A 19,488-nucleotide genomic window follows, 5' to 3' on the forward strand; every position below is an offset into this window, starting at 1 on the left:
GAGATATCCATTTCAAACACATTTCGGGGCAGAAGTTTGTTGAACGAAGTCGCTCTGCGGCAGCATAGAGCCTTTCGTGTTGAGCCATGTAGTTTTGAAGGTTAACTGAACACATCGAAATGACATGTATTTGCTTATAAGATGCAGAATACAGCTAGATGCGCCCATTGTTGTTATGGCGGAGGAGAACCTCTGTTACGTAAAGCGCAGATATTCAGGTATTTGCTTTGATCTTGTAAACGGTAGAAGTCCCGATCTTTAACTGTTCGGCCACAGCTTTTACAGTCAGACCTTGGGTGAGTAATTCTTCTATCTGTTCTTTGCTGACCTTTATGCTCGGTCTGCCCATGTGCTTACCTTTAGCTTTAGCCGCAGCGATACCTTCTGCTTGTCGCTCTCTGATTAAACCTCGTTCCATTTCAGCCACGCTTGCCAGAATAGACAATACGCCTTTCTGAGCGGCTGTCATTGAACCGTAGAAACTCATTCCTTCTTTATGAAATTGTATGCCTACACCTTTAGCGCTTAGATGCTCTACAAGCTTCACAGCGTCACCAGCACCAGAGCGACATACACGATCTAAAGAATGAATGTGTAAAGTATCACCCTCTCGCAGATAGTTAATGCATTCATCTAAAACTGGACGTTTGATATTACTTGCTGATGCCTTTTCTTCAAAGACCTTGTCAATTTCAACATTTGGGAATGTTTGACGGTCTGTGTTTTGCTCAATGGTTGAGACTCGAATATAGGCGATGTTTGACATTGTGATTATCCATAAAGGTCTAAGAGGATTTGATAATATCGTCTATAAACTAATAATTCAACCTTTATAGAGTTATTTTGTGTGTATCTACAAAGGTATGCTTTAGAGAATTAGTTATAGACTAGCTATGAGCATCTTAAAACAGCAGAGGCTTTAGGTTGCTCTATGTCTATAGTTCAGCGAATTAAAAAAATTCTATTAAATTATTTTCAGCAATTTTCTCTGTCAAATGGGGGGTTTACGTCTTCCTCACTAAATCTACGTTACTTTTCTTGTCACATAGTACAAATTCTCTGATACAGTAGTGATATAAGCTATTGAATACATTGATTAAAATAGTATAAAAAGTAATCTTATACATAGGGGTATTTCTTTGACAATCAGCACATTAACTAGAACCGAGATGATAAATAAGCTTGATAATGAAGGATTGCCAAGGCACATAGCCGAAAGCTACTGCGATACAACGCTAATGCAGATACTCAATGGCGAAGGTTTTTCACAAGTAAAAGTCAGCAGTTCACCTTCACTATATTCAATTGATGAAGAGAAGAAGCGCGAGCATATCGAATCAAGAAGACAGCAAACGATTAAGAATGGTCATTTGGGCGGTATGCATCGAATCGCTGCATGTTTAACAAAAACACAATCAGAGGAAAGCCAATGTTAGAGCGTATGCAATTTTGCTCAACTTTAGTTGATAGCGCAGAGCAAGCAATGGAGAACGGGGATAAAGCAGTCGTGAGTGCCAATTTGCAAGCTTTACGTAATGTAATTAACGGGCTTAAGTTTGGAGATGCTGCAACAGGTAAGGTCATCCAAAGGCTTGCAAGTGCAACTGGGGTTGATGACTTTCAAACATTGGAGCGCTTAATTCTTGCCGGATGTAATATTGCCGCTAGGGGTCACGGTACGAGTAAACAGACATTTGCAGCACTGATTGAGCGGGAGGCTGATTTAGCAAAAAAAGTGACATTACCAATGCTGGGGGTCAAATAATATGTCAAAGCAAATTAGAGTACCAAAGTGCCTAGAGCCAACAATAGAAGGCATAGCAAGAGAAGCGGGTATGGAGTATCGCCACTTTGTTCAATATCTGATTGTAGAAGGCCTAGAAACCTTGAAGGTTAGAGCAAACGCCATTAACTCAAGTGGGAAGAGCATTGGGTAAACGCATAGATCCTAGTACTCAGTCTGAGATTTTAGCCATGATAGCGGCAGGCTATACGCTTGCTGCTATCTCTAAGCTGTTCGGATTGAAGTACCACACCGTTAGGGATATTCAGAAACGAAACGGTATTAAATCAGGTTCGATGAAAACTGAGCTTGTTGCGCAATACCAAGAAGCGCTTAAACAGTCACTAACAAGCGAAGCAATCAAAGCTCAAGCCTCTTCGCTTCTTGTTGATGATCTTGCGTTAGCAACAAAGCTTAGGGAGAAACTACACGCCTTAATGGATGAGTTACCAGATAAGCCATTAGACACTAAAGAGGCCGTACAGGTAGCTAGAGCATTATCTGCAATTGCATCGAGCCTTAAACTATCAAATGACACCTTAAGGGCTAGTTTTAAGCTTGGAGAGCCACCAGCAGAATCTAATGAGTTACCAGAGTTGGTTGTAAGGGAAATGTTTGAGGCAGAGGTTATTGAGGTAAGAGCTGCCAAACTTGAATCGTAATTAAAACACTTTTAGTAAAGGTGCTTTGAGCGTTTATTAGATGAATGATAAAGACAAAAAGCAGCCTGAATTGGCGACTGAAATATACTTTGAAAGTAGCTCGATAAATAAACAAGTTAAGGGTATTGATAAAAGCGCAGAAAAAACCCCAGCTACTAATGAAAATAATGATGCCTTACAAGCCCCAAACTCAGTACTGTTAAGAGCTTTAGAGTATAGGGAGGCAACGGGAACTAGCTCTTACCTATTAGATCATAGACTAGAGGTGCAGAAGCCTCTTTATGAAGATATAAAGAAAGGGAGAAGAAAGCGCAGGGAAAAATTATTAGCTTCACCTCAAAGCGGAACTGAGACAAGATATTACTCAAGGGATTTAGATGCAGCATTTCTAGCGATTCAGAAGTTAAATACAACAATCAAAGGGGAGCTTCAATTCGTCACGGTTTATTTTTCCAGAGCAGTCCGAGAGAAATCTTTAATAGCAAAAGACATCACCAAATACTTAAGAAAAAATAATCGGTGGTTAATGCCAACAATGGTGGTTCTAGAATCAGGGTCTGTGAGGCAGGAGCAAGCTACACACGCTCATATCATTACAATCACAACTCAAAGCAGTGATGCCACAATTGGTCGCTTTAAAGAGCTTCTCGCACCATATAAAAAGTCTTCAACAGGTATCCAATCAAAAGGTGCTTATGTTGTTAAGTACCCGTATACGGAACTAACACAAGCAGAGGAAGATCAGTTTGGGGAAATACCTTTCGAAAAGAACCATGAGCATCCTTACTGGTTAAATACTTGGCGAGAGCTAAACGCTGAATTCTACAACACAGAAATTTCGGTAAATGGTGGGGCAGCTCATTATCTTTCAAAAGAGATTAATGATGAAAAGAGGTACGCTAAACGTGTTGCTGTAACTAACCTTGGGGACGCTCAAGGTTTTATCAAAGCTGAATCAGCGGCTAAATCTAAGGCTTACCAGAAAAAATATTTGTCCACTAGCAAGAAGTGTGGCAAAAACTCAAAGTCCTAGAAAAAAACGCTCAGCCTTAATCCGAGCGTGATATAGTTTTTTAGGTTTTTTTTGAAAATCACCCCAAATAACCACCATGTTTACATGCGGTCAGAAGCGAATGCCTTTTGTTACCCTTTTAAGTATTGTTAAATATTGCCTCATCAATCAAGTGCTGCTCAGCAAGAACAACAAACTCAGCCCATCGCGGGTAGGATAGCTTTAAACGCTTCTCTATTTGGTTTGTGTCAGAGTAAGCTCTAAGCGCTAACATCGCTGCATACAGCCGTATAGACTCATCTTTATGCGGCTTATGGCGTCGGCTTAAATACTCACCTTTAATTGTCCCTTTAAGAACCCAACTAGGGATGCACTTTTTTTCCATGCAATACACTGAGATTACAGTGAGGTTTTCGTTCAACTTGATAGCTATGTACATTGTTGCCTCCTAAGTATTTCGGCGACAACCTATCATCTAAAATGGGGGCGTCAACTGTAAACGACTTCCGGATTTATTGATCTTATCTTGTTGAAAAGTAAGCTTTTACTTACTTTTTTGGTATGTTTTTACATCACTGTTTTTCCGAATCAATAAGTTATATGAGATTGGGGACTAGTAGAGGGAAGAACGCTTGTTAACATTTGGCTTTAATGGCTAAAGAAATGAAGATTGGAAACTATCAAAAAGTAGGAGTAGATCACTTAACTCATAAATATTAATTAAGTAACTATAAGACTTTTAGTTTTGGGGTATTTGAAATATTCTATAAGAAAGTGTGCACCAATGTGTGCTACAAAGCGGGATACAATGTGGCTTTAAATGCTCTGTATCTCTGTTACTACTGATTGATTTCGCTGTGAGGAGTTGGCTTATCGGCCAGCTCACCTAATAGTACGAAGCCCGCTTATCGAAAGATAAGCGGGCTTTTTGCTGTCTAGTCTATCAGTAAATTATTTCATTACCGCTTGTTGGAAACGGTTACCTGCAATGGCGCCGATGACAAGTACCAGTAAATATACCCAACCAGATAATGAGAAATTAGCAATTGGGGTGAACAAGGCGCCGACATTACAGCCGTTAGCAAAGCGTGTACCAAAGCCCATTAACAGTCCACCTAAAGCAAACAATGCCAGCTGTTTTGTTGAGTGTTTTATGGCAAATGAGAATTTAAATTTACCCATAAATAACACCGCGATGAGTGTACCTAAGAAAATCGCCAAGTTTTGTACTGATACCCCGTGTTCAAAAAAAGGCGTACTGAACATGGCTTCTGGTCGTTGGCTTATTTCAGTTATGGTGTTCATTTCAACCCCAAACAACATCAAACCTTTAGCAAACCAAATACCAAAGGGAGTCGATGCGCCCCAGCCTGAGCCGGTACTTGCCATCATGATGCCAAAAATAACTGCGATGACTAATGCCGTGGTGCGCATTTTCCACAGGCTGGCGAACCAGTTTTGGTATGTTTTGCGGCTAAATAATGAGAACGATGTATCTTCATCACGGTTAACGCTTTGGGATTGAAGCTGTTGACGCTCTATTTCACCTGCGACACCTAAGTATGAGCCTTTACGGCGGCGATAGTTTTCATATTTCTTGGCAATAATCACCACGGTTAACGCTAAAACAATGGTCACTAAAATGGACATGAAGTAACCATTTAGCGGTGTGTTAGCAAACAGGTCGGGTAAAAAGACGCCTTTACCTTGATAGCTCGCTGATGAAAACCAGCTATCAGTTATCCAGCTTTGGCTGCTTTGTAGTGGAAAGCCAAAAAAGACCCCGGCACCAAAAAATACTAAAGTAATTGCCGCTCTTGGCACATCACTGACAAACTCCACCATCATCCCGGTTGCGCAGCAGCTGGATAAGCTCATCCCTGCGCCAAACATGATGCCGCCGATCAATAGCCCAGCATTAATGGGGTTAATCCATAAATCATAGTGTTGGCTGTCAGAGTTAAGTAGCAAACCGGCGTTGATGATGGCAGTGATCACAAACATAAACATCAGGGTTTGCAGTAATTGGGTCGAGCCGCGACGGTAAGCGCGGTTAATACTGCCAGCAAAACCGATGGCGCCTTTGGCTAACGCAAAGCCTAAACTAAGGCCTAATAACAAGCGTAAAAACAGCCCGTCATTGGCTAATTGAGTCGCACCAACCACTAAGGTTAATAGCAAAATGGCAACGGCCATCACTGCTTGATTTTTATTTATTTCCACAAGACCAACTAATTATATTTGATAACAAACTTTAAACAGAAACTAAACAAATGATATATTTTTCATATGTTTATGTGTACCTGCTATTTTGAAAGGAGATTATGGTGAACCCGCTTGTTGCTGTCTATCGTCAACCGCTGTTTTAAATAGACCGCTTTGTAATAACTCATGCAATAAAGTGAATTATGATGGTACTTATTCAGTCAATGATTGATGGGGGTGAGTTTAAAGTCATGGGGATATCATCTTGTGCGACTTAAAGTCATTAAATTTAGATTTTGTCAATATTCGACGATTTAAGAGGGTAGTCGACAGATTTTTTTATAAACCAAGCGAAAGTGAAGACTTTATGATTTAGGGGAAGGCATTGAAATTAAACCTATTTTACCTAGTGCGTCTCTGGGCTATGGGGAGGGTACTGCCTGTTGCGGCAATGTTAATGTCAGTGTTAATATACTGAAGAGTAAGACCAAAGTTGTATTTAACAACATTGGAACCCCATGGACCTGCAAGAAAAGGAATTCAAGTGAAAAAACATTTTTCATTAACACTACTTACGGCTGCAATTTTATCTGGATGTGGTAGCGATTCAAATCCTGAAAAGATAATTGAACCCGTCGTCGAGCCTGTGGTAAATACAGCCCCCCAAGCTGTTGCTGATACTGCACTCGTTCAAAATAATCTATCGGCGAAAATCGATGTATTAGCCAACGATACTGATACCAATGGTGATCCATTAACCATCACAGCTATCACTACTCAACCCTCTAGCGGAACCGTAGAGATTGTAGATAATCAATTAGTTTATACACCAAAAGATAATGTTGCGACGATTGATACCATCATCTATGAAGTCTCAGATGGCGAGTTAACCGCTCAAGCCGAAGTTGCTGTAACCGTTAATCACACTATGGCCTTGTCGGGCTTAGTGACTGACTCTCCGATTGCAAATGCAAAAGTGTCTATCACTATTGGTGAAGAAGTGTTTGAGGTTGAAGCTGATGCTGGCGGTAATTACACCTTGCCAGTAACGATCAATGATATGTCAGCACTGATTTTTATTAATGCCACAGGCAGTTCAGCAGCAGGTCAAGAAAATGTTGAGCTTATTGCTGTTGCCGGACAAGCTAGTACGCTACTCGCTGCGCTAGATGAAGAGCGTAAGTTAACCAATGAGCACAATAACTTAACCAATGTGACTCACGTTTCTACTGCTACGTATTTACTCGTAAAAGAGCGCACAGAAAATGGCAGTATCAGCAGTGAAGAAGAGTTTAATGAATTAGTTGGCCTGATTACGCCTGAGAAGCTTATGGAGACCGCAGGTTTTATAAAGTTACTGGTGGATAACGCTGATTTCGATATTCCTGAAGGTGAAACGGTTTTATCGGTGTTAGATCTAGAATCAGCTGAAAATGAAGCCTTAACAATATCTGCAGCAATTGAACAATATTTAGTTGAAAATGGACTAGTTGATGAAAATGGTCAGCCAACAGATGCGTTTGAAGAGGCGTTAAGTGAAGCTATTGCGCAAACCGTTTCAGACCCCAATGTTGTTGAGCAATTTAGCGCTGATAACTTCAGTAATAAAATAATAATAGATTCATTTGGCGCTAAGCAAGGCTGGAATGAATACAGTGGTACAGGAAGGCATTTTGCTGCTGATGGTACTGGAATAACCTATAACGGACAAAATCATTTTGGCAGTATCAGTGAAGCTAATTTTACTTGGAGTGTTGCAGAAGGCAGCCTAGATATTGCTTACCAAGACGGCTTTTATACGTCTGTCCCTTACATTGGTTATCCTTTTGATGAGTTAGTTCATCAATATGGTTTTCCGCAAGCCATTGCAGATGAATTAGTGCTAGCTGCTCATGCAGGTTTAATTGATTATGAGTTTCAAATAAAGATTGAGTATGGCACAACGCAAGAAAGTTATGTTCTGTTGTCAAGCACGCCATCACGTTACCAGGTTAACGTAACCGGAGAATCTTTTACCCAAATTACGCTTCCTGAATCTGTAAGTACTTGGACAGACCCAACTCCACGGGTAACTGAAGCGTTTTCCAGAAATCAGATTTTAGTTCACACCCCTGAAAGTGCCTTTATGGATAAAACATTAGCAGATTTAGAGGGTAATTGGGCGCTCAACTTTGACGATACTTTTATTACTCATAGTACCTTAGAAGAGGTGACCGAAATCGTCAGTGATTATGTCTCGATATCAGGCGCAACAGCGACTACTAGGGATACTAATCAACAATTTACCGCATCATTAACCGATGGCGTACTTGCGTTAACTCAAGGTGATGTGAGTTATAAATTTATTCCGTTTACATCAGCTGGGAAAGGTCATTTAGCTCAAGTTCAAAAATGGGTGGGTAGTGAGTTGGAGTTTGTGGTGGCACGCCAAATTGCTCAGTTTGATACTAGCTATGAGTTATATACCAATAATTTGGTCACCCAGTTACCCAAGGTTCAGTTGGCTTATATTAATGGCAGCCGGGAAAGTGCATGGGATGGTGATAAACTCAAATTAGAAGAAGTGTGGGGGTATTTATTTAATGCCGATGGTACTTTTAATAGAGGACTTGGTGGTGTCACTGCTGAGGATGACTGGGATGAAGTAGGCAATGGGATTGGTTATTTCAGTTTAGGGGATGATCGTTGGACTTGGGATAAATCAGGGCGTCAGGTCAATATGTATTTTTCATCTGATTGGCAGGAAAGACACCGTACCTGGGAAGTGATTTCAGTTGATGATGATGGTCGTGCTTTAGTGTTAGAGCACTCTGTTTATGGTTGGGACTATGATAATAATGGTGAAATAGAAGATAGCGAAATAGGTCAATTTATCCGTCCCCGCATAAACACCTTTAAATTGGCTGATTTAAGCCATTGGGAAGCTGAATGGCAAAATACGCTTAATATTGGTTTGTTAGATCAAGCTTCTGCGACTACTGAGAAGAAAAGTGTATCAACAGTATTGTTAGCTCCTAAGGATAGTCATAGAGCAATCCAAACCCATAAATAGGTAATGATGCCGCTTAGTTTTTAATGATTAAGCGGCTAACTTAACAACAAATCGATGAGACATTGGGGCTTATGCACCTCGCTCATCGATTTTTTATCATTATTAAAAGTGACTCTAGCTGACGAGTGTAATTATTGTGTCAGTCAGCACAAATTGAAACGGATACTTTTACTTTTATGCTAGTTAGCTAGAGTCTAAGCTTCAGGATGCTGATAAAAGGTTTGCACGTATGACTTTAGAGCCTTTCCGGAAGCCAAGCCTAATATTGTAGGCGGCAATGTTCCTCGTTAAATATAAAAATAATTCCAACAGCATACATATCAACTCACTACCCAGTACGTCCCTCTAATTCAGTTCTCGCTATGTTCAACAATTTATCCCGCATCCAACCATTTAATGGGTCTTGCTCCGCTTGTTTATGCCAATACATATAGACAGGTAAATCGGGGACTTCAAAGGGCAGCTCTACCACACTCACGGGCATTTTATCTTTGAGTAGATTGGCGTAAGCATTTGGCATAGTCAGTAACATATCGCTGCGACTGATCACGCTGGTGGCGGCAAAGTAATGCTCACATCGCAAGGCTATTTTTCTAGTAAGCCCGTGCTTAGCTAACGCCATATCCACGAGGTCAACTTTGGAATCTTTTAAGGTGACCAAGGCGTGGGGAAAATTAATATAGTTGGCTAAGGTTAAGTCTTGCAATATCGGATGACCTTGGCGGCATATTAACGAAAACCGCTCATTACACACTAGTGTGTGGCGAATATCGTCATGGGTTGGCATTAATACATCAATGACAATATCTAAGTCTTGATGCATTAACGCGGGCTCCATTTCAACCTGTGTAACTTGACGGCTATTTACTGTGATATTAGGGGTATTTGTCAGTAAGTCAGTGACCAATACTGGGAAAAATATCGATTCTAAAATATCGCGAAAACCAAACTTAATCTCCCGCTGATGTTGACTGACATCAAAGGCAGTATTGTCTGACAGTGTTTGCTCTAACACTGCTAATCCGTCAATCACTTGGGGAATAATGTTCTGGCAAACGGATGAAGGCACCATTTTTCTGCCGTGGCGGATAAACAATGGGTCGTTAAATTTGTCTCGTAATCGTGCTAATGCGTGGCTAACAGCTGGCTGGGTAAGATGCAGTTTAGTCGCAGCGGCGGTAATACTGCCTTCTTGATAGACAGCTTTGAGCACTAAGAACAAATTTAAATCAATCTTACTATGCATCATATTAATGTTTCGCCATAAATTTATATCACTTTTATTTATCTTACGACTATTTACATTAGATTAACATGAGTTTAAAAAGGAACAGTTAATGAATAGTCATATGATGGAACAAGCGAAGCGCATGACCATAGGTAGTGAGAAATATAAGCTACCAATGCCAGCGACATTTAGCGATCCGCTAGAGCAACGTGAATATGAAAAGCAGCGCTTAGCGGCAGGTTTTAGGGCGTTTGCCCTTAAAGGATTTGATGAAGGATTAGCAGGGCATATTACCTTGCGTGACTGCATTGAACCAGAGACTTTTTGGGTCAATCCTGTTGGGATGTACTTCGGCCACATTACAGTCTCTGACTTAGTTAGGGTTGATCACCAGGGTAATATTATTGAGGGGAACTCTGCCATTAATAATGCCGCTTTTGCCATTCATTCTAGGATCCATCATGCCAGACCGGATGTGAATGCCATTGCTCATGCGCATACCACTTATGGTCGCGCTTTTTCTGCCTCGGGTGAGTTATTAGCGCCAATTTCCCAAGATGCTTGTATGTTTTATCAAAATCACAGTGTGTTTAATGCGTTCACAGGAGTTGTCGCTGAATTAAGTGAAGGCGATATGATTGCTGAATCATTAGCTGATAATACCGCAGTTATTTTACAAAACCATGGGCTGTTAACCGTGGCTAAATCAGTAGATGCTGCGGTGGCTAACTTTGTGATGATGGACAGTTGTTGCCATAGTCAATTATTGGCACAAGCAGCGGGCAATATGCAGCTTATTAGCGATGAAATTGCCACTAAAACCCGTCAGTTTAATGGTTCTGACTTGGTGACATGGGGTAACTTTCAGCCCTTGTTCCAACAAGTGCTTGCTCAAGATAGTCGTTTTCTTGATTAAAGCGAGAGCAAACAGTGATTATAGGCGTCAGCAAAAAGTGCCAGTAGAAAGTACCTGCAGGGATAAATAACATCAATGGACATCAATGGACATCAGGGGGGGATGTATGGAAGCGTCAATTTTTACTGAGGTGTTATTACCGCTGGCATTGGCCTTTATTATGCTTGGTATGGGGTTGAGTTTAACTCAGCAAGATTTTACGCGCTTATGGCGCACACCTAAACCCATTATAGTGGGTTTGCTTGGGCAAGTGATTCTGCTGCCTTTGTTGGCGCTAGGTATTTGTATCGCGTTAGACCTTAATGCTGCATTGGCGGTAGGTTTGATGATCCTTGCAGCTTGTCCCGGCGGCACTATGTCTAATGTCTTTAGTCATTTAGCTAAAGCAAATCTAGCACTATCAGTCAGTTTAACGGCGTTATCCACATTAATTTGTGTGTTTACCACGCCGTTTATTATTGGTTACTCGGTGCTGTTATTTGTAGGTGATCAAGCGACAGAGTTTTCAATTTTGGCAGCGGCCTTAGGGCTGGTGCTGATTACTTTACTGCCTGTATTGATAGGCATAGTGATTCGGCACCATTACGCATCTTGGGCACAAAAAGTGGCAGTGTATTTTAGGCGGTTTTCACTGTTTTTTATGCTCACTATGATTATTGCCCTGATAATCAAAGAGCGTGAGTTGTTACTCGAATCATTTGAACAAGTCTTTCTGGCGAGTATTTCACTGAATATATTATCGGTAATGATGGGGCTATTACTGGCTAGGTTGTGCTCATTATCCATTATTGATGGACTAACGTTAGGCATTGAAGTTGGTATGCAAAATGCGGCTTTGGCAATATTAATTGCGATCAGTTTTTTGCATGAACCTGAGTATGCTATTGCCGCAGGGGTATATGGTTTAACTATGTACATTGGCCCTAGTTTATTAGTGTATTGGGTTAAGCACTTTCGCGGCCGAAAAACACAGGTGCAGCAACCTGCTAATCGTTAATGATGAAGGCTATTGTTATCATGACTTTCAAACATTAACAATGGGTGGCACTTTATTTAATAATAACTAATGCGATAAGGTGAATATTAATGGCCACTATACAATAGCTAAATCATCCGTTATAGAGGTGCTTAGTGCTAACCTCTATGATTGAATCGTCTGTAATTACGACCAATATATGTATTAAAGTCCTTATTAATCAGTAATGAGGCTAAGTTTATTGAGTTTCTTGCTCATGGGGCGCATTATCTAAACTCGACTTCTTTAACATAAAATCACTTCAAATAATGAAAAAGCCCAATGCTGCTACCGCGCCGACTCCGCTGACAACTGATGTAAAAACGTCGGCGACAAAGGCTGACTTTCCTATTATTGGTATTGGTGCTTCTGCTGGCGGCCTTGAGGCCATTGAGCAGTTTTTAAGCCAGGCTAAAGCTGATTGCGGTATGGCTTTTGTGGTGGTGCAGCATCTAGACCCTCACCATAAAGGCATTATGTGTGAGCTGTTGCAGCGTGTAACCCCGCTTAAGGTGCTACAAATTAGCGATCGCATGATGGTTAAGCCCAATCATGTATATGTTATCCCGCCCGCTTATGACCTAACTCTTTTAAATGGGACATTACTGCTATTTCCTCGTGTTGAGCCCCATGGGTTACATTTACCGATAGATTATTTTCTTAAGTCTTTAGCGGCTGATAAACAGGCTCAAAGCATTGCGGTGATTCTGTCGGGAATGGGCTCAGACGGCACGCTTGGGTTACGGGCTATCAAAGAAAAATTTGGTGCAGTGTTTGTACAGCGCCCTGATACGGCCAAATTTGCCAGTATGCCTAAAAGTGCCATTGATACCGGACTAGTTGATGCTGTAGCACCCGCAGATGTGTTAATGGATAATGTGGTTAATTACCTCAACCACATGCCTATTCAGGTTGAAAATACTGAACAAGATCACCACGACATTAAAAAAGTCATCGCCTTGCTGCGATCCCATACAGGGCATGATTTTTCCCGTTACAAAAAAAGCACCATTTATAGACGTATTGAGCGGCGCATGGCTTTGCATAAGCTCACCTGTATTGCTGACTATGCTCAGTATTTACGCAGTAATGCCCAAGAAAATGAACTGCTGTTTAACGAGTTACTCATTGGTGTGACACACTTTTTCCGTGACAGTCAGGTTTGGCTGCAGCTTCAGGATGAGGTTATTCCAGCATTGCTGGCTAAACACCCAGAAGGCGGCACCTTGCGAGCTTGGGTACCTGCTTGCTCTAGCGGTGAAGAGGCTTATACATTGGCAATCGTGTTTCAAGAAGCCTTAAAGCAAGGGAGTTATCCCCAGCATTTTGAGTTGCAGATATTTGCCACCGATCTTGATAATGACGCGGTTAAAAAAGCCCGAGCTGGGATCTACCCGGCGAGTATTGCAGATGATATTGCTCAAACGCGATTAGATCATTATTTTGTGGCCAATAAGGCAGGTTACCGCATCGGTAAAGAAATACGGGAAATGGTTATTTTTGCCCAGCAAAATCTGGTCACCGATCCACCATTTACTAAGCTTGATTTAATCAGTTGTCGAAACTTGTTTATCTATTTAGAAGCGGATTTACAGCAAAAGCTGATCCCCTTATTTCATTACAGCTTAAATCCTGGTGGGGTGCTGGTGTTAGGCACCTCTGAAACCATAGGTAAAGACGACGTCCTGTTTAGTGCTGTGCATGAAAAACTGCGTATTTATCAGCGATGCGAGACAATTGAACCGATTAATTTAATGAGCTTTCCAAGCAGAACCTCAGGTGGCTATTCACCTGAGCAAATGTTTGAAAAACTGGTGCCCGCTAAAACCCAAGGAGTTGATGATTTGAACTTAGAAGACTTGACCCAATCGCTGTTGCAAGAGCACTTTGTGCCAGCGGCGTTGCTGACCACAGAGCAAGCGGATATCGTCTATATCAATGGTAAAACTGGCAATTATTTAGAGCCCGCAGCCGGTAAAGTGAATCACAATCTATTTGCAATGGCTCGTGAAGGTTTAACTGCGCCCATAAGTGAAGTGTTTAATCGGGCTGTGCGCCAAAAGAAGAAGGCTGAACTAAGAAATATTAGTGTGGGGACTAATGGCAATACAGTGCAAGTGGATGTGAGTGTGCAACCATTGCTGCAACCTGCAAGTCTGTGTGGCATGGTATTGGTGCTGTTTAGTGAATCATCAATGCAGACTTCGGCTTTAAGCACGCACAGTAGCGCTGATGGCGTTGATAGCGCTACTGATACTGATGAAATAGTTGCCTTAAACCAAGTCCTGCAACAGGCTCGGGATGATTTAAGGATCACCACCAATGAGATGCAGTTTGCACAAGAAAACCTCAAGTCGACTAATGAAGAATTACAAAGCACCAATGAAGAGCTGCAAAGTACTAACGAGGAGCTGACCACCTCTAAAGAAGAAATGCAGTCGATGAATGAGGAATTACAAACCGTCAATCATGAGCTAAACACTAAAGTTAATGAGTTGTCAGAAGCCAGTGATGACATGAAAAACCTGCTTAATAGCACCAATATTGCCACCTTGTTTTTAGATAGCGATCTTAAGGTGCGCCGTTATACCACTGAAACACGCAGTATTTTCAAACTCATTGCCAGTGATGTTGGTCGTCCGATCACTGATTTAGTTAGCTCGTTAATTTATCCCGCCTTGGCTGATGATGCCTGCGAAGTGCTGCGGAGCCTGATATTTCAGCAAACAGAGGTGCAAACCCATGATGGTCGCTGGTATATCGTGCGCATCATGCCTTATCGCACCCAAGAAAACCTCATCGATGGCGTAGTGATCACCTTTAGTGACAATACTGAAAACAGAATGGCGAGTATTGCCATGACGCAATCGGAATCGCGATTCCGATTATTATTTGAAAATTCCTCCCATGCAGTTGCCTATAAAAGAATCATTTTGAACAATGACAAAGCAGTAGACTTCAACTATCTTGAAGTAAACAACGCTTATGTTGGCATAACCGAACTACATGACGTAATTGGAAAAAATGGCAGTGAAGTCATTCCAAATATCCTCCAATCGAATAGTGACTTTATGTCTGCTTGTGGTCGCGTCGCTATGTCTGGCAAGCCAGAAAAAATTGAGTATTACGTAAAAGAAACTAAGCAATGGTTTGAATGTTCAATGTACTCACAACAACAAGGTCTGTTTGTTTGTGTGACTGAAAACATTACCGATAAAAAGCACAACTTAAAAACCTTAAATAATGTAAGGGAAATACTTAAGCGGGGGAATAACTCCTCTGAAGCAGAGCTTAGGAATTTATTGGTGGATGTACAAAATAATCTGGAGAAACTTTGCAAGATGGAATAGCAAAGTGATATCCAAAGGCAAAGGAAGATAGCCATGACCAAGTGCACGCAATGAACAAGGGTATAAAGCCAACTATTCAAAGCCTGAATTCATTGCGTAAGGATTCTATGCAGTGTCAGCATAAACATGATTGCAATGAGTGCAATGAGCGCTGCTCACTAGCGGATGAGGTTGCAGCTGATCGATTACTACATGAGTTACAGGTGCATCAAATCGAATTAGAGATGCAGCAAAAAGAGCTAATAGTGGCAAGGGATATCGCCGAATCAGCCGCTGCAAACTATCAAGCATTATATGATTTAGCCCCAGTAGGTTATGTTTCGCTTAATCGCACTGGGCATATCACTCAGGCTAATTTTACCGCTGCAAGTATGTTAGGTATGCCCCGTAAAAATATACTGGGTAAACGCCTTGGAGCATACTTAACTGAAGACTCCCTACTGCAATATAACGCTCACCTTGGCAATACTTTTCAAGGCGTTGACTCTCCAGACAGTGAGATAAAACTTAACATCGATAATAAGCTAAGCACGGTACAGTTAAAGCTTACTATTAACGAAGATGGCCTTGAATGCCTTAGCGCACTGACAGATATTACCGCCACTAAAAAATCTGAAATAAAATTAAAACTTGCCGCCAGTGTTTTTAGTCATGCTCATGAAGGCATCATGATCACCGATTTAAAGGGCAATATCCTTGAAGTTAATGACACTTTCACTCAGATAACGGGCTTTAGCCGTCAAGAGGCCATTGGTAAAAACCCACGAATTTTCAGATCGGGTCGACAGTCTGCAGACTTTTACGACGGTATGTGGAGCACGCTGAAACAGCATAACTATTGGTGTGATGAAATATGGAATAAACGCAAAAACGGCGAAATTTATCCGCAAATGCAATCAATCAGTGCGGTGCGTGATGTGTATGGTAAGGTCATGCACTATGTCTCAATGTTTACTGACATAACCGATAAAAAAGCGCACCAGCAGCAACTAGAGCATACCGCCCATCACGATATGTTAACTGGTTTACCCAATAGAGCATTACTGGCCAATAAGTTAGCGCAGGCACTAAAACAGAGCCAGCGACGCGGTAAAAAGCTGGCACTGGCTTATCTTGATTTAGACGGCTTTAAAGCCATTAACGATACCCACGGCCATAGCACTGGCGATCAATTCTTAGTTTTAATTTCACTGGCGTTGAAAAGTGCGCTGCGTGCAGGAGACTTTTTAGCGCGTATTGGCGGTGATGAGTTTGTTGCAGTGCTGAGCGACCTTGAACAGGCCAGTGATTGTGAACCAGTATTACAGCGGATGCTGGTGGCTGCATCGCAAAGTATTATTTGCAATGAAGAAATACTGCAAGCTTCAACCAGTATTGGGGTAACACTGTACCCGCAAAATGGCACCGATCCAGACTTATTGCTAAGACAAGCTGATCATGCGATGTATCAAGCGAAAGACGCAGGCAAAAGCTGTTATTTATTTTTTGATAAGGACTCTGCTGAAGCCTCAAAAACGAAACGAAAGAGCCTTGAGTGTATTATTCAGGCTTACGAAAACCAAGAGTTTGTTCTTTATTTTCAGCCTAAAGTAAATATGAACACAGGGAAAGTAGTGGGGGTTGAAGCATTGCTGCGCTGGCAGCATCCGCAACAAGGATTATTGCTGCCAGAAGTCTTTTTACCCATGATTGAAGACCACTTAATTAGCATTAAAATAGGCGAGTGGGTAATTGATACTGTACTTAAACAACTAGATGAGTGGCAAGAAAAAGGCTTAACGATTCCCGTTAGTGTCAACATTGGCGCCAGCCAATTGCAAAGTAGTGACTTTGTCGCCAACTTAGCTGCAGCTTTAACCGCTTACCCTAATATTTCTCCCGAGCTATTGGAAATGGAGATATTAGAAACCAGTGCCTTAGAAGATATGGTTAAAATTAGTCAGCGAATGAACGCCTGTTTACAAATGGGCGTTAAGTTTGCCTTAGATGATTTTGGTACCGGTTACTCATCACTTACCTACCTTAAAAGCTTGCCTGCTACGAAATTAAAAATAGATCAGAGCTTTATTCGGGATATGTTAATCGATACGTCTGATCTTGCTATTGTGAAGGCTATCATAGGCCTAGCAGATATCTTTGATCTTGGGGTCGTTGCCGAAGGGGTAGAGACTAAGGCGCAAGCTGATAAGTTATTATCGCTTCACTGCACTGTAGCTCAAGGGTATGGTATTTCTAGACCTATGCCAGCAGCACAGGTGCCTAAGTGGGTGCAAGCTTGGCACTGCAATCCAACTTGGACTGCGTAATTCTTAATGCGAATAAAAGCGCTCTAATTCACTATCACTTACCCTCATAACTCAATTCTTTGCTTCCTAATCAAGTAACTAAAAAGGCTTCTTTTGTATCATGATTAAAGACTGTCGAATCCCCTTTAAAAATAGGCTATGTTAATGAAATAAACAGGTCGCTCTTACGGGCTTTAAATGCTGTTGAGCATGATTTAGCATTTGGATGTAAAAACGGTTTATGGGCATTATATAAGGCGCTTAACGCAGCAAATTCAGCATTTAGTGATGGGACTTACCATGAGTAAAATTTTTCTAATTCGTCACGGCCAAGCCAGTTTTCATGCCGATGATTATGATCAGTTATCTGATTTAGGCATTGAGCAGGCTAAGCTGGTGGGGCGATATTTAGCCAATAAAACCATTACGCCAGATCTCGTGATAACAGGCTCAATGTTACGCCATCAGCAAACCGCGCAGCATAGCCTAGATACCTTTGGTTTGGCCGATGATGCACTGATAAGTTTAAGTGAGCAAGATGCTGGCTGGAATGAATATGACCATCAAAATATTCTCGGTGCGTATCATCCTGAGTTTACCAGCCCCAGTAAAATGCGCGCATTTTTAGCTCAAGAGCCCGATCCTCTCGCGGCTTTTCAGCAGCACTTTTTCGGCGCTATGGAGCAGTGGACACAGGCATCTGCAACGGCTAAGTTAAATGAAAACAACCTATATACAGAATCTTGGAGTGATTTTCAGCAACGGGTCATAGGTGTTTTTGAGCGCTTAACCAGCGAGCATCACGGTAAAACCATTTTGGTCTATTCATCGGGCGGACCAATTAGCGTGATTGCCAGTTTATTATTGGGATTGCCGCTAACACAGTTTGTCGATATTAATTGGTCATTAGTCAATGGCGGCGTGACCAAAGTGGTGGCCAGAGGTCAGGACAAGCAGTGGTCATTGTCGTCATTAAATGAGCACGATATATTCGAGCAACAAGGGGATAAAAGGATAATTACTTACACCTAAGTGCTTATTTTTGCTGTAACAGCGCCTAAAATGGGCTTAAATAGCCCATGTAAATAATAAAAATAACTCATCATAAAATGGATAATAAGATGCGAAAAAATATTTTGATCACCGGGGCAAGTTCGGGTTTAGGTCGAGGAATGGCCATTGAATTTGCAAAACAGGGATCTAACTTAGCACTGTGTGCGCGCCGAATGGATAGGTTAGTTGAGCTCAAGGCTGAGCTAGAACAAATTAACCCGCAAATTAACGTGCTGATAAAAGCCTTAGACGTGAATGATCATGAGGCTGTTTTTAGCGTTTTTGATCAATTTAACGCTGAAATGGGGCCGTTAGACCGCATTATTATTAATGCGGGCATGGGCAAAGGTGCTTCCATTGGTACTGGGTATTTTAATGCCAATAAACAAACAGCAGAAACCAATTTTATTGCCGCGCTTGCACAGGCTGAGGCGGCAATGGCTATCTTTAGGGCTCAAAATTCAGGGCATTTAGTCACCATATCATCTGTCAGTGCAGTACGTGGTTTTAGACGGGCGATGACAGTTTACGCAGCCACTAAAGCAGCGCTAACATCTCTTAGTGAAGGCATACGTATTGATGTAATGAATACCCCGATAAAAGTAAGCTGTATTCACCCTGGTTTTATTCAAAGTGAGATCAATGAAGGGGTTGAAAAAATCCCCTTTATTGTCGATACCGAAACCGGTTGTAAGGCGCTAGTAAAGGCCATCAATAAAGAAAAGCCCAACGCTTTTGTGCCAAGCTGGCCATGGGCTATTTTGCATTGGGTATTGCGAGTCGCACCTGTTAGCGTTATCCGTAAATTTAGCTAACATTTTCTTAAATCAAGCGCCATAACAATGGTTGAAAACTGACACGTATCTAGCCTGTTTATTCTTTGAATAAGCAGGCATTTTTATATGCATAGGCCAGAGATATCTTACC

Annotated in this window: 16 protein-coding genes; 12 read left to right on the forward strand and 4 right to left on the reverse strand. The window is 41.5% G+C overall.

Features of this window, described 5'->3' with window-relative positions; genetic code table 11:
* Positions 1 to 214 precede the first annotated feature (214 nt).
* Complete coding sequence (locus tag AB4140_RS00930) at positions 215 to 766, reverse strand: recombinase family protein (protein WP_371999401.1); 552 nt, start codon at positions 764 to 766, stop codon at positions 215 to 217.
* Between the two features lie 373 nt (positions 767 to 1,139).
* On the opposite strand from AB4140_RS00930, the gene AB4140_RS00935 reads away from it, so the two are divergent.
* From AB4140_RS00935 to AB4140_RS00955, 5 genes are read left to right on the forward strand one after another with little or no spacing between them, the layout of a single operon-like run.
* A complete protein-coding gene (locus tag AB4140_RS00935; RefSeq protein WP_371999403.1) occupies positions 1,140 to 1,436 on the forward strand; it encodes a hypothetical protein in 297 nt (98 codons plus the stop codon).
* The gene (locus AB4140_RS00940) at positions 1,430 to 1,765 is read left to right on the forward strand and encodes a hypothetical protein (protein ID WP_371999405.1); all 336 of its coding nucleotides are present in this window, start codon (positions 1,430 to 1,432) and stop codon (positions 1,763 to 1,765) included. Before AB4140_RS00935 ends, AB4140_RS00940 begins: the two co-directional genes overlap by 7 nt.
* Position 1,766: 1 nt before the next feature.
* Positions 1,767 to 1,937, forward strand: coding sequence for a hypothetical protein (locus AB4140_RS00945; RefSeq protein WP_371999407.1), 171 nt, complete (start codon positions 1,767 to 1,769; stop codon positions 1,935 to 1,937).
* Positions 1,930 to 2,445, forward strand: coding sequence for a helix-turn-helix domain-containing protein (locus AB4140_RS00950; protein WP_371999409.1), 516 nt, complete (start codon positions 1,930 to 1,932; stop codon positions 2,443 to 2,445). Before AB4140_RS00945 ends, AB4140_RS00950 begins: the two co-directional genes overlap by 8 nt.
* Positions 2,446 to 2,485: 40 nt before the next feature.
* Positions 2,486 to 3,478 (forward strand): hypothetical protein, encoded by a 993-nt coding sequence (locus tag AB4140_RS00955; RefSeq protein WP_371999411.1) that lies wholly within the window; start codon positions 2,486 to 2,488, stop codon positions 3,476 to 3,478.
* 118 nt (positions 3,479 to 3,596) lie between these two features.
* Here the strand turns inward: AB4140_RS00955 and AB4140_RS00960 are convergent, their stop codons facing one another.
* Together AB4140_RS00960 and AB4140_RS00965 are read right to left on the reverse strand one after the other, a co-directional pair.
* On the reverse strand, positions 3,597 to 3,896 hold the full coding sequence (locus AB4140_RS00960; protein ID WP_371999413.1) for a hypothetical protein: 300 nt from the start codon (positions 3,894 to 3,896) through the stop codon (positions 3,597 to 3,599).
* Between the two features lie 512 nt (positions 3,897 to 4,408).
* Positions 4,409 to 5,680, reverse strand: a complete 1,272-nt coding sequence (locus tag AB4140_RS00965) for a YeeE/YedE family protein (RefSeq protein ID WP_371999415.1) — start codon at positions 5,678 to 5,680, stop codon at positions 4,409 to 4,411.
* 526 nt (positions 5,681 to 6,206) lie between these two features.
* On the opposite strand from AB4140_RS00965, the gene AB4140_RS00970 reads away from it, so the two are divergent.
* The gene (locus tag AB4140_RS00970) at positions 6,207 to 8,714 is read left to right on the forward strand and encodes an Ig-like domain-containing protein (RefSeq protein WP_371999417.1); all 2,508 of its coding nucleotides are present in this window, start codon (positions 6,207 to 6,209) and stop codon (positions 8,712 to 8,714) included.
* Positions 8,715 to 9,042: 328 nt separating this feature from the next.
* On the opposite strand, the gene AB4140_RS00975 is transcribed toward AB4140_RS00970, so the two are convergent.
* Complete coding sequence (locus AB4140_RS00975; protein WP_371999419.1) at positions 9,043 to 9,963, reverse strand: LysR family transcriptional regulator; 921 nt, start codon at positions 9,961 to 9,963, stop codon at positions 9,043 to 9,045.
* An 88-nt stretch (positions 9,964 to 10,051) separates the two neighbouring features.
* Here AB4140_RS00975 and AB4140_RS00980 point away from each other — a divergent pair, with 88 nt between their 5' ends.
* The 6 genes from AB4140_RS00980 to AB4140_RS01005 all read left to right on the forward strand — a co-directional run bounded on the left by AB4140_RS00980 (position 10,052) and on the right by AB4140_RS01005 (position 19,376).
* Complete coding sequence (locus tag AB4140_RS00980) at positions 10,052 to 10,858, forward strand: class II aldolase/adducin family protein (protein ID WP_102440327.1); 807 nt, start codon at positions 10,052 to 10,054, stop codon at positions 10,856 to 10,858.
* Positions 10,859 to 10,964: 106 nt separating this feature from the next.
* Entirely contained in the window at positions 10,965 to 11,855 is an 891-nt protein-coding gene (locus AB4140_RS00985; protein ID WP_102440326.1) for a bile acid:sodium symporter family protein, read from the forward strand.
* Positions 11,856 to 12,142: 287 nt separating this feature from the next.
* Positions 12,143 to 15,223: a chemotaxis protein CheB gene (locus AB4140_RS00990; protein WP_303461833.1), complete on the forward strand. Its 3,081-nt coding sequence runs from the start codon at positions 12,143 to 12,145 to the stop codon at positions 15,221 to 15,223.
* 50 nt (positions 15,224 to 15,273) lie between these two features.
* Positions 15,274 to 17,529: an EAL domain-containing protein gene (locus AB4140_RS00995; RefSeq protein WP_371999421.1), complete on the forward strand. Its 2,256-nt coding sequence runs from the start codon at positions 15,274 to 15,276 to the stop codon at positions 17,527 to 17,529.
* 279 nt (positions 17,530 to 17,808) lie between these two features.
* Positions 17,809 to 18,540, forward strand: coding sequence for a histidine phosphatase family protein (locus AB4140_RS01000; protein ID WP_102440323.1), 732 nt, complete (start codon positions 17,809 to 17,811; stop codon positions 18,538 to 18,540).
* Between the two features lie 89 nt (positions 18,541 to 18,629).
* Positions 18,630 to 19,376, forward strand: coding sequence for an SDR family oxidoreductase (locus tag AB4140_RS01005; protein ID WP_303502915.1), 747 nt, complete (start codon positions 18,630 to 18,632; stop codon positions 19,374 to 19,376).
* The last annotated feature ends 112 nt before the right edge of the window (positions 19,377 to 19,488 follow it).

Source organism: Shewanella sp. 10N.286.51.B2, from assembly GCF_041469265.1.
Classification (GTDB): Bacteria; Pseudomonadota; Gammaproteobacteria; order Enterobacterales; family Shewanellaceae; genus Shewanella.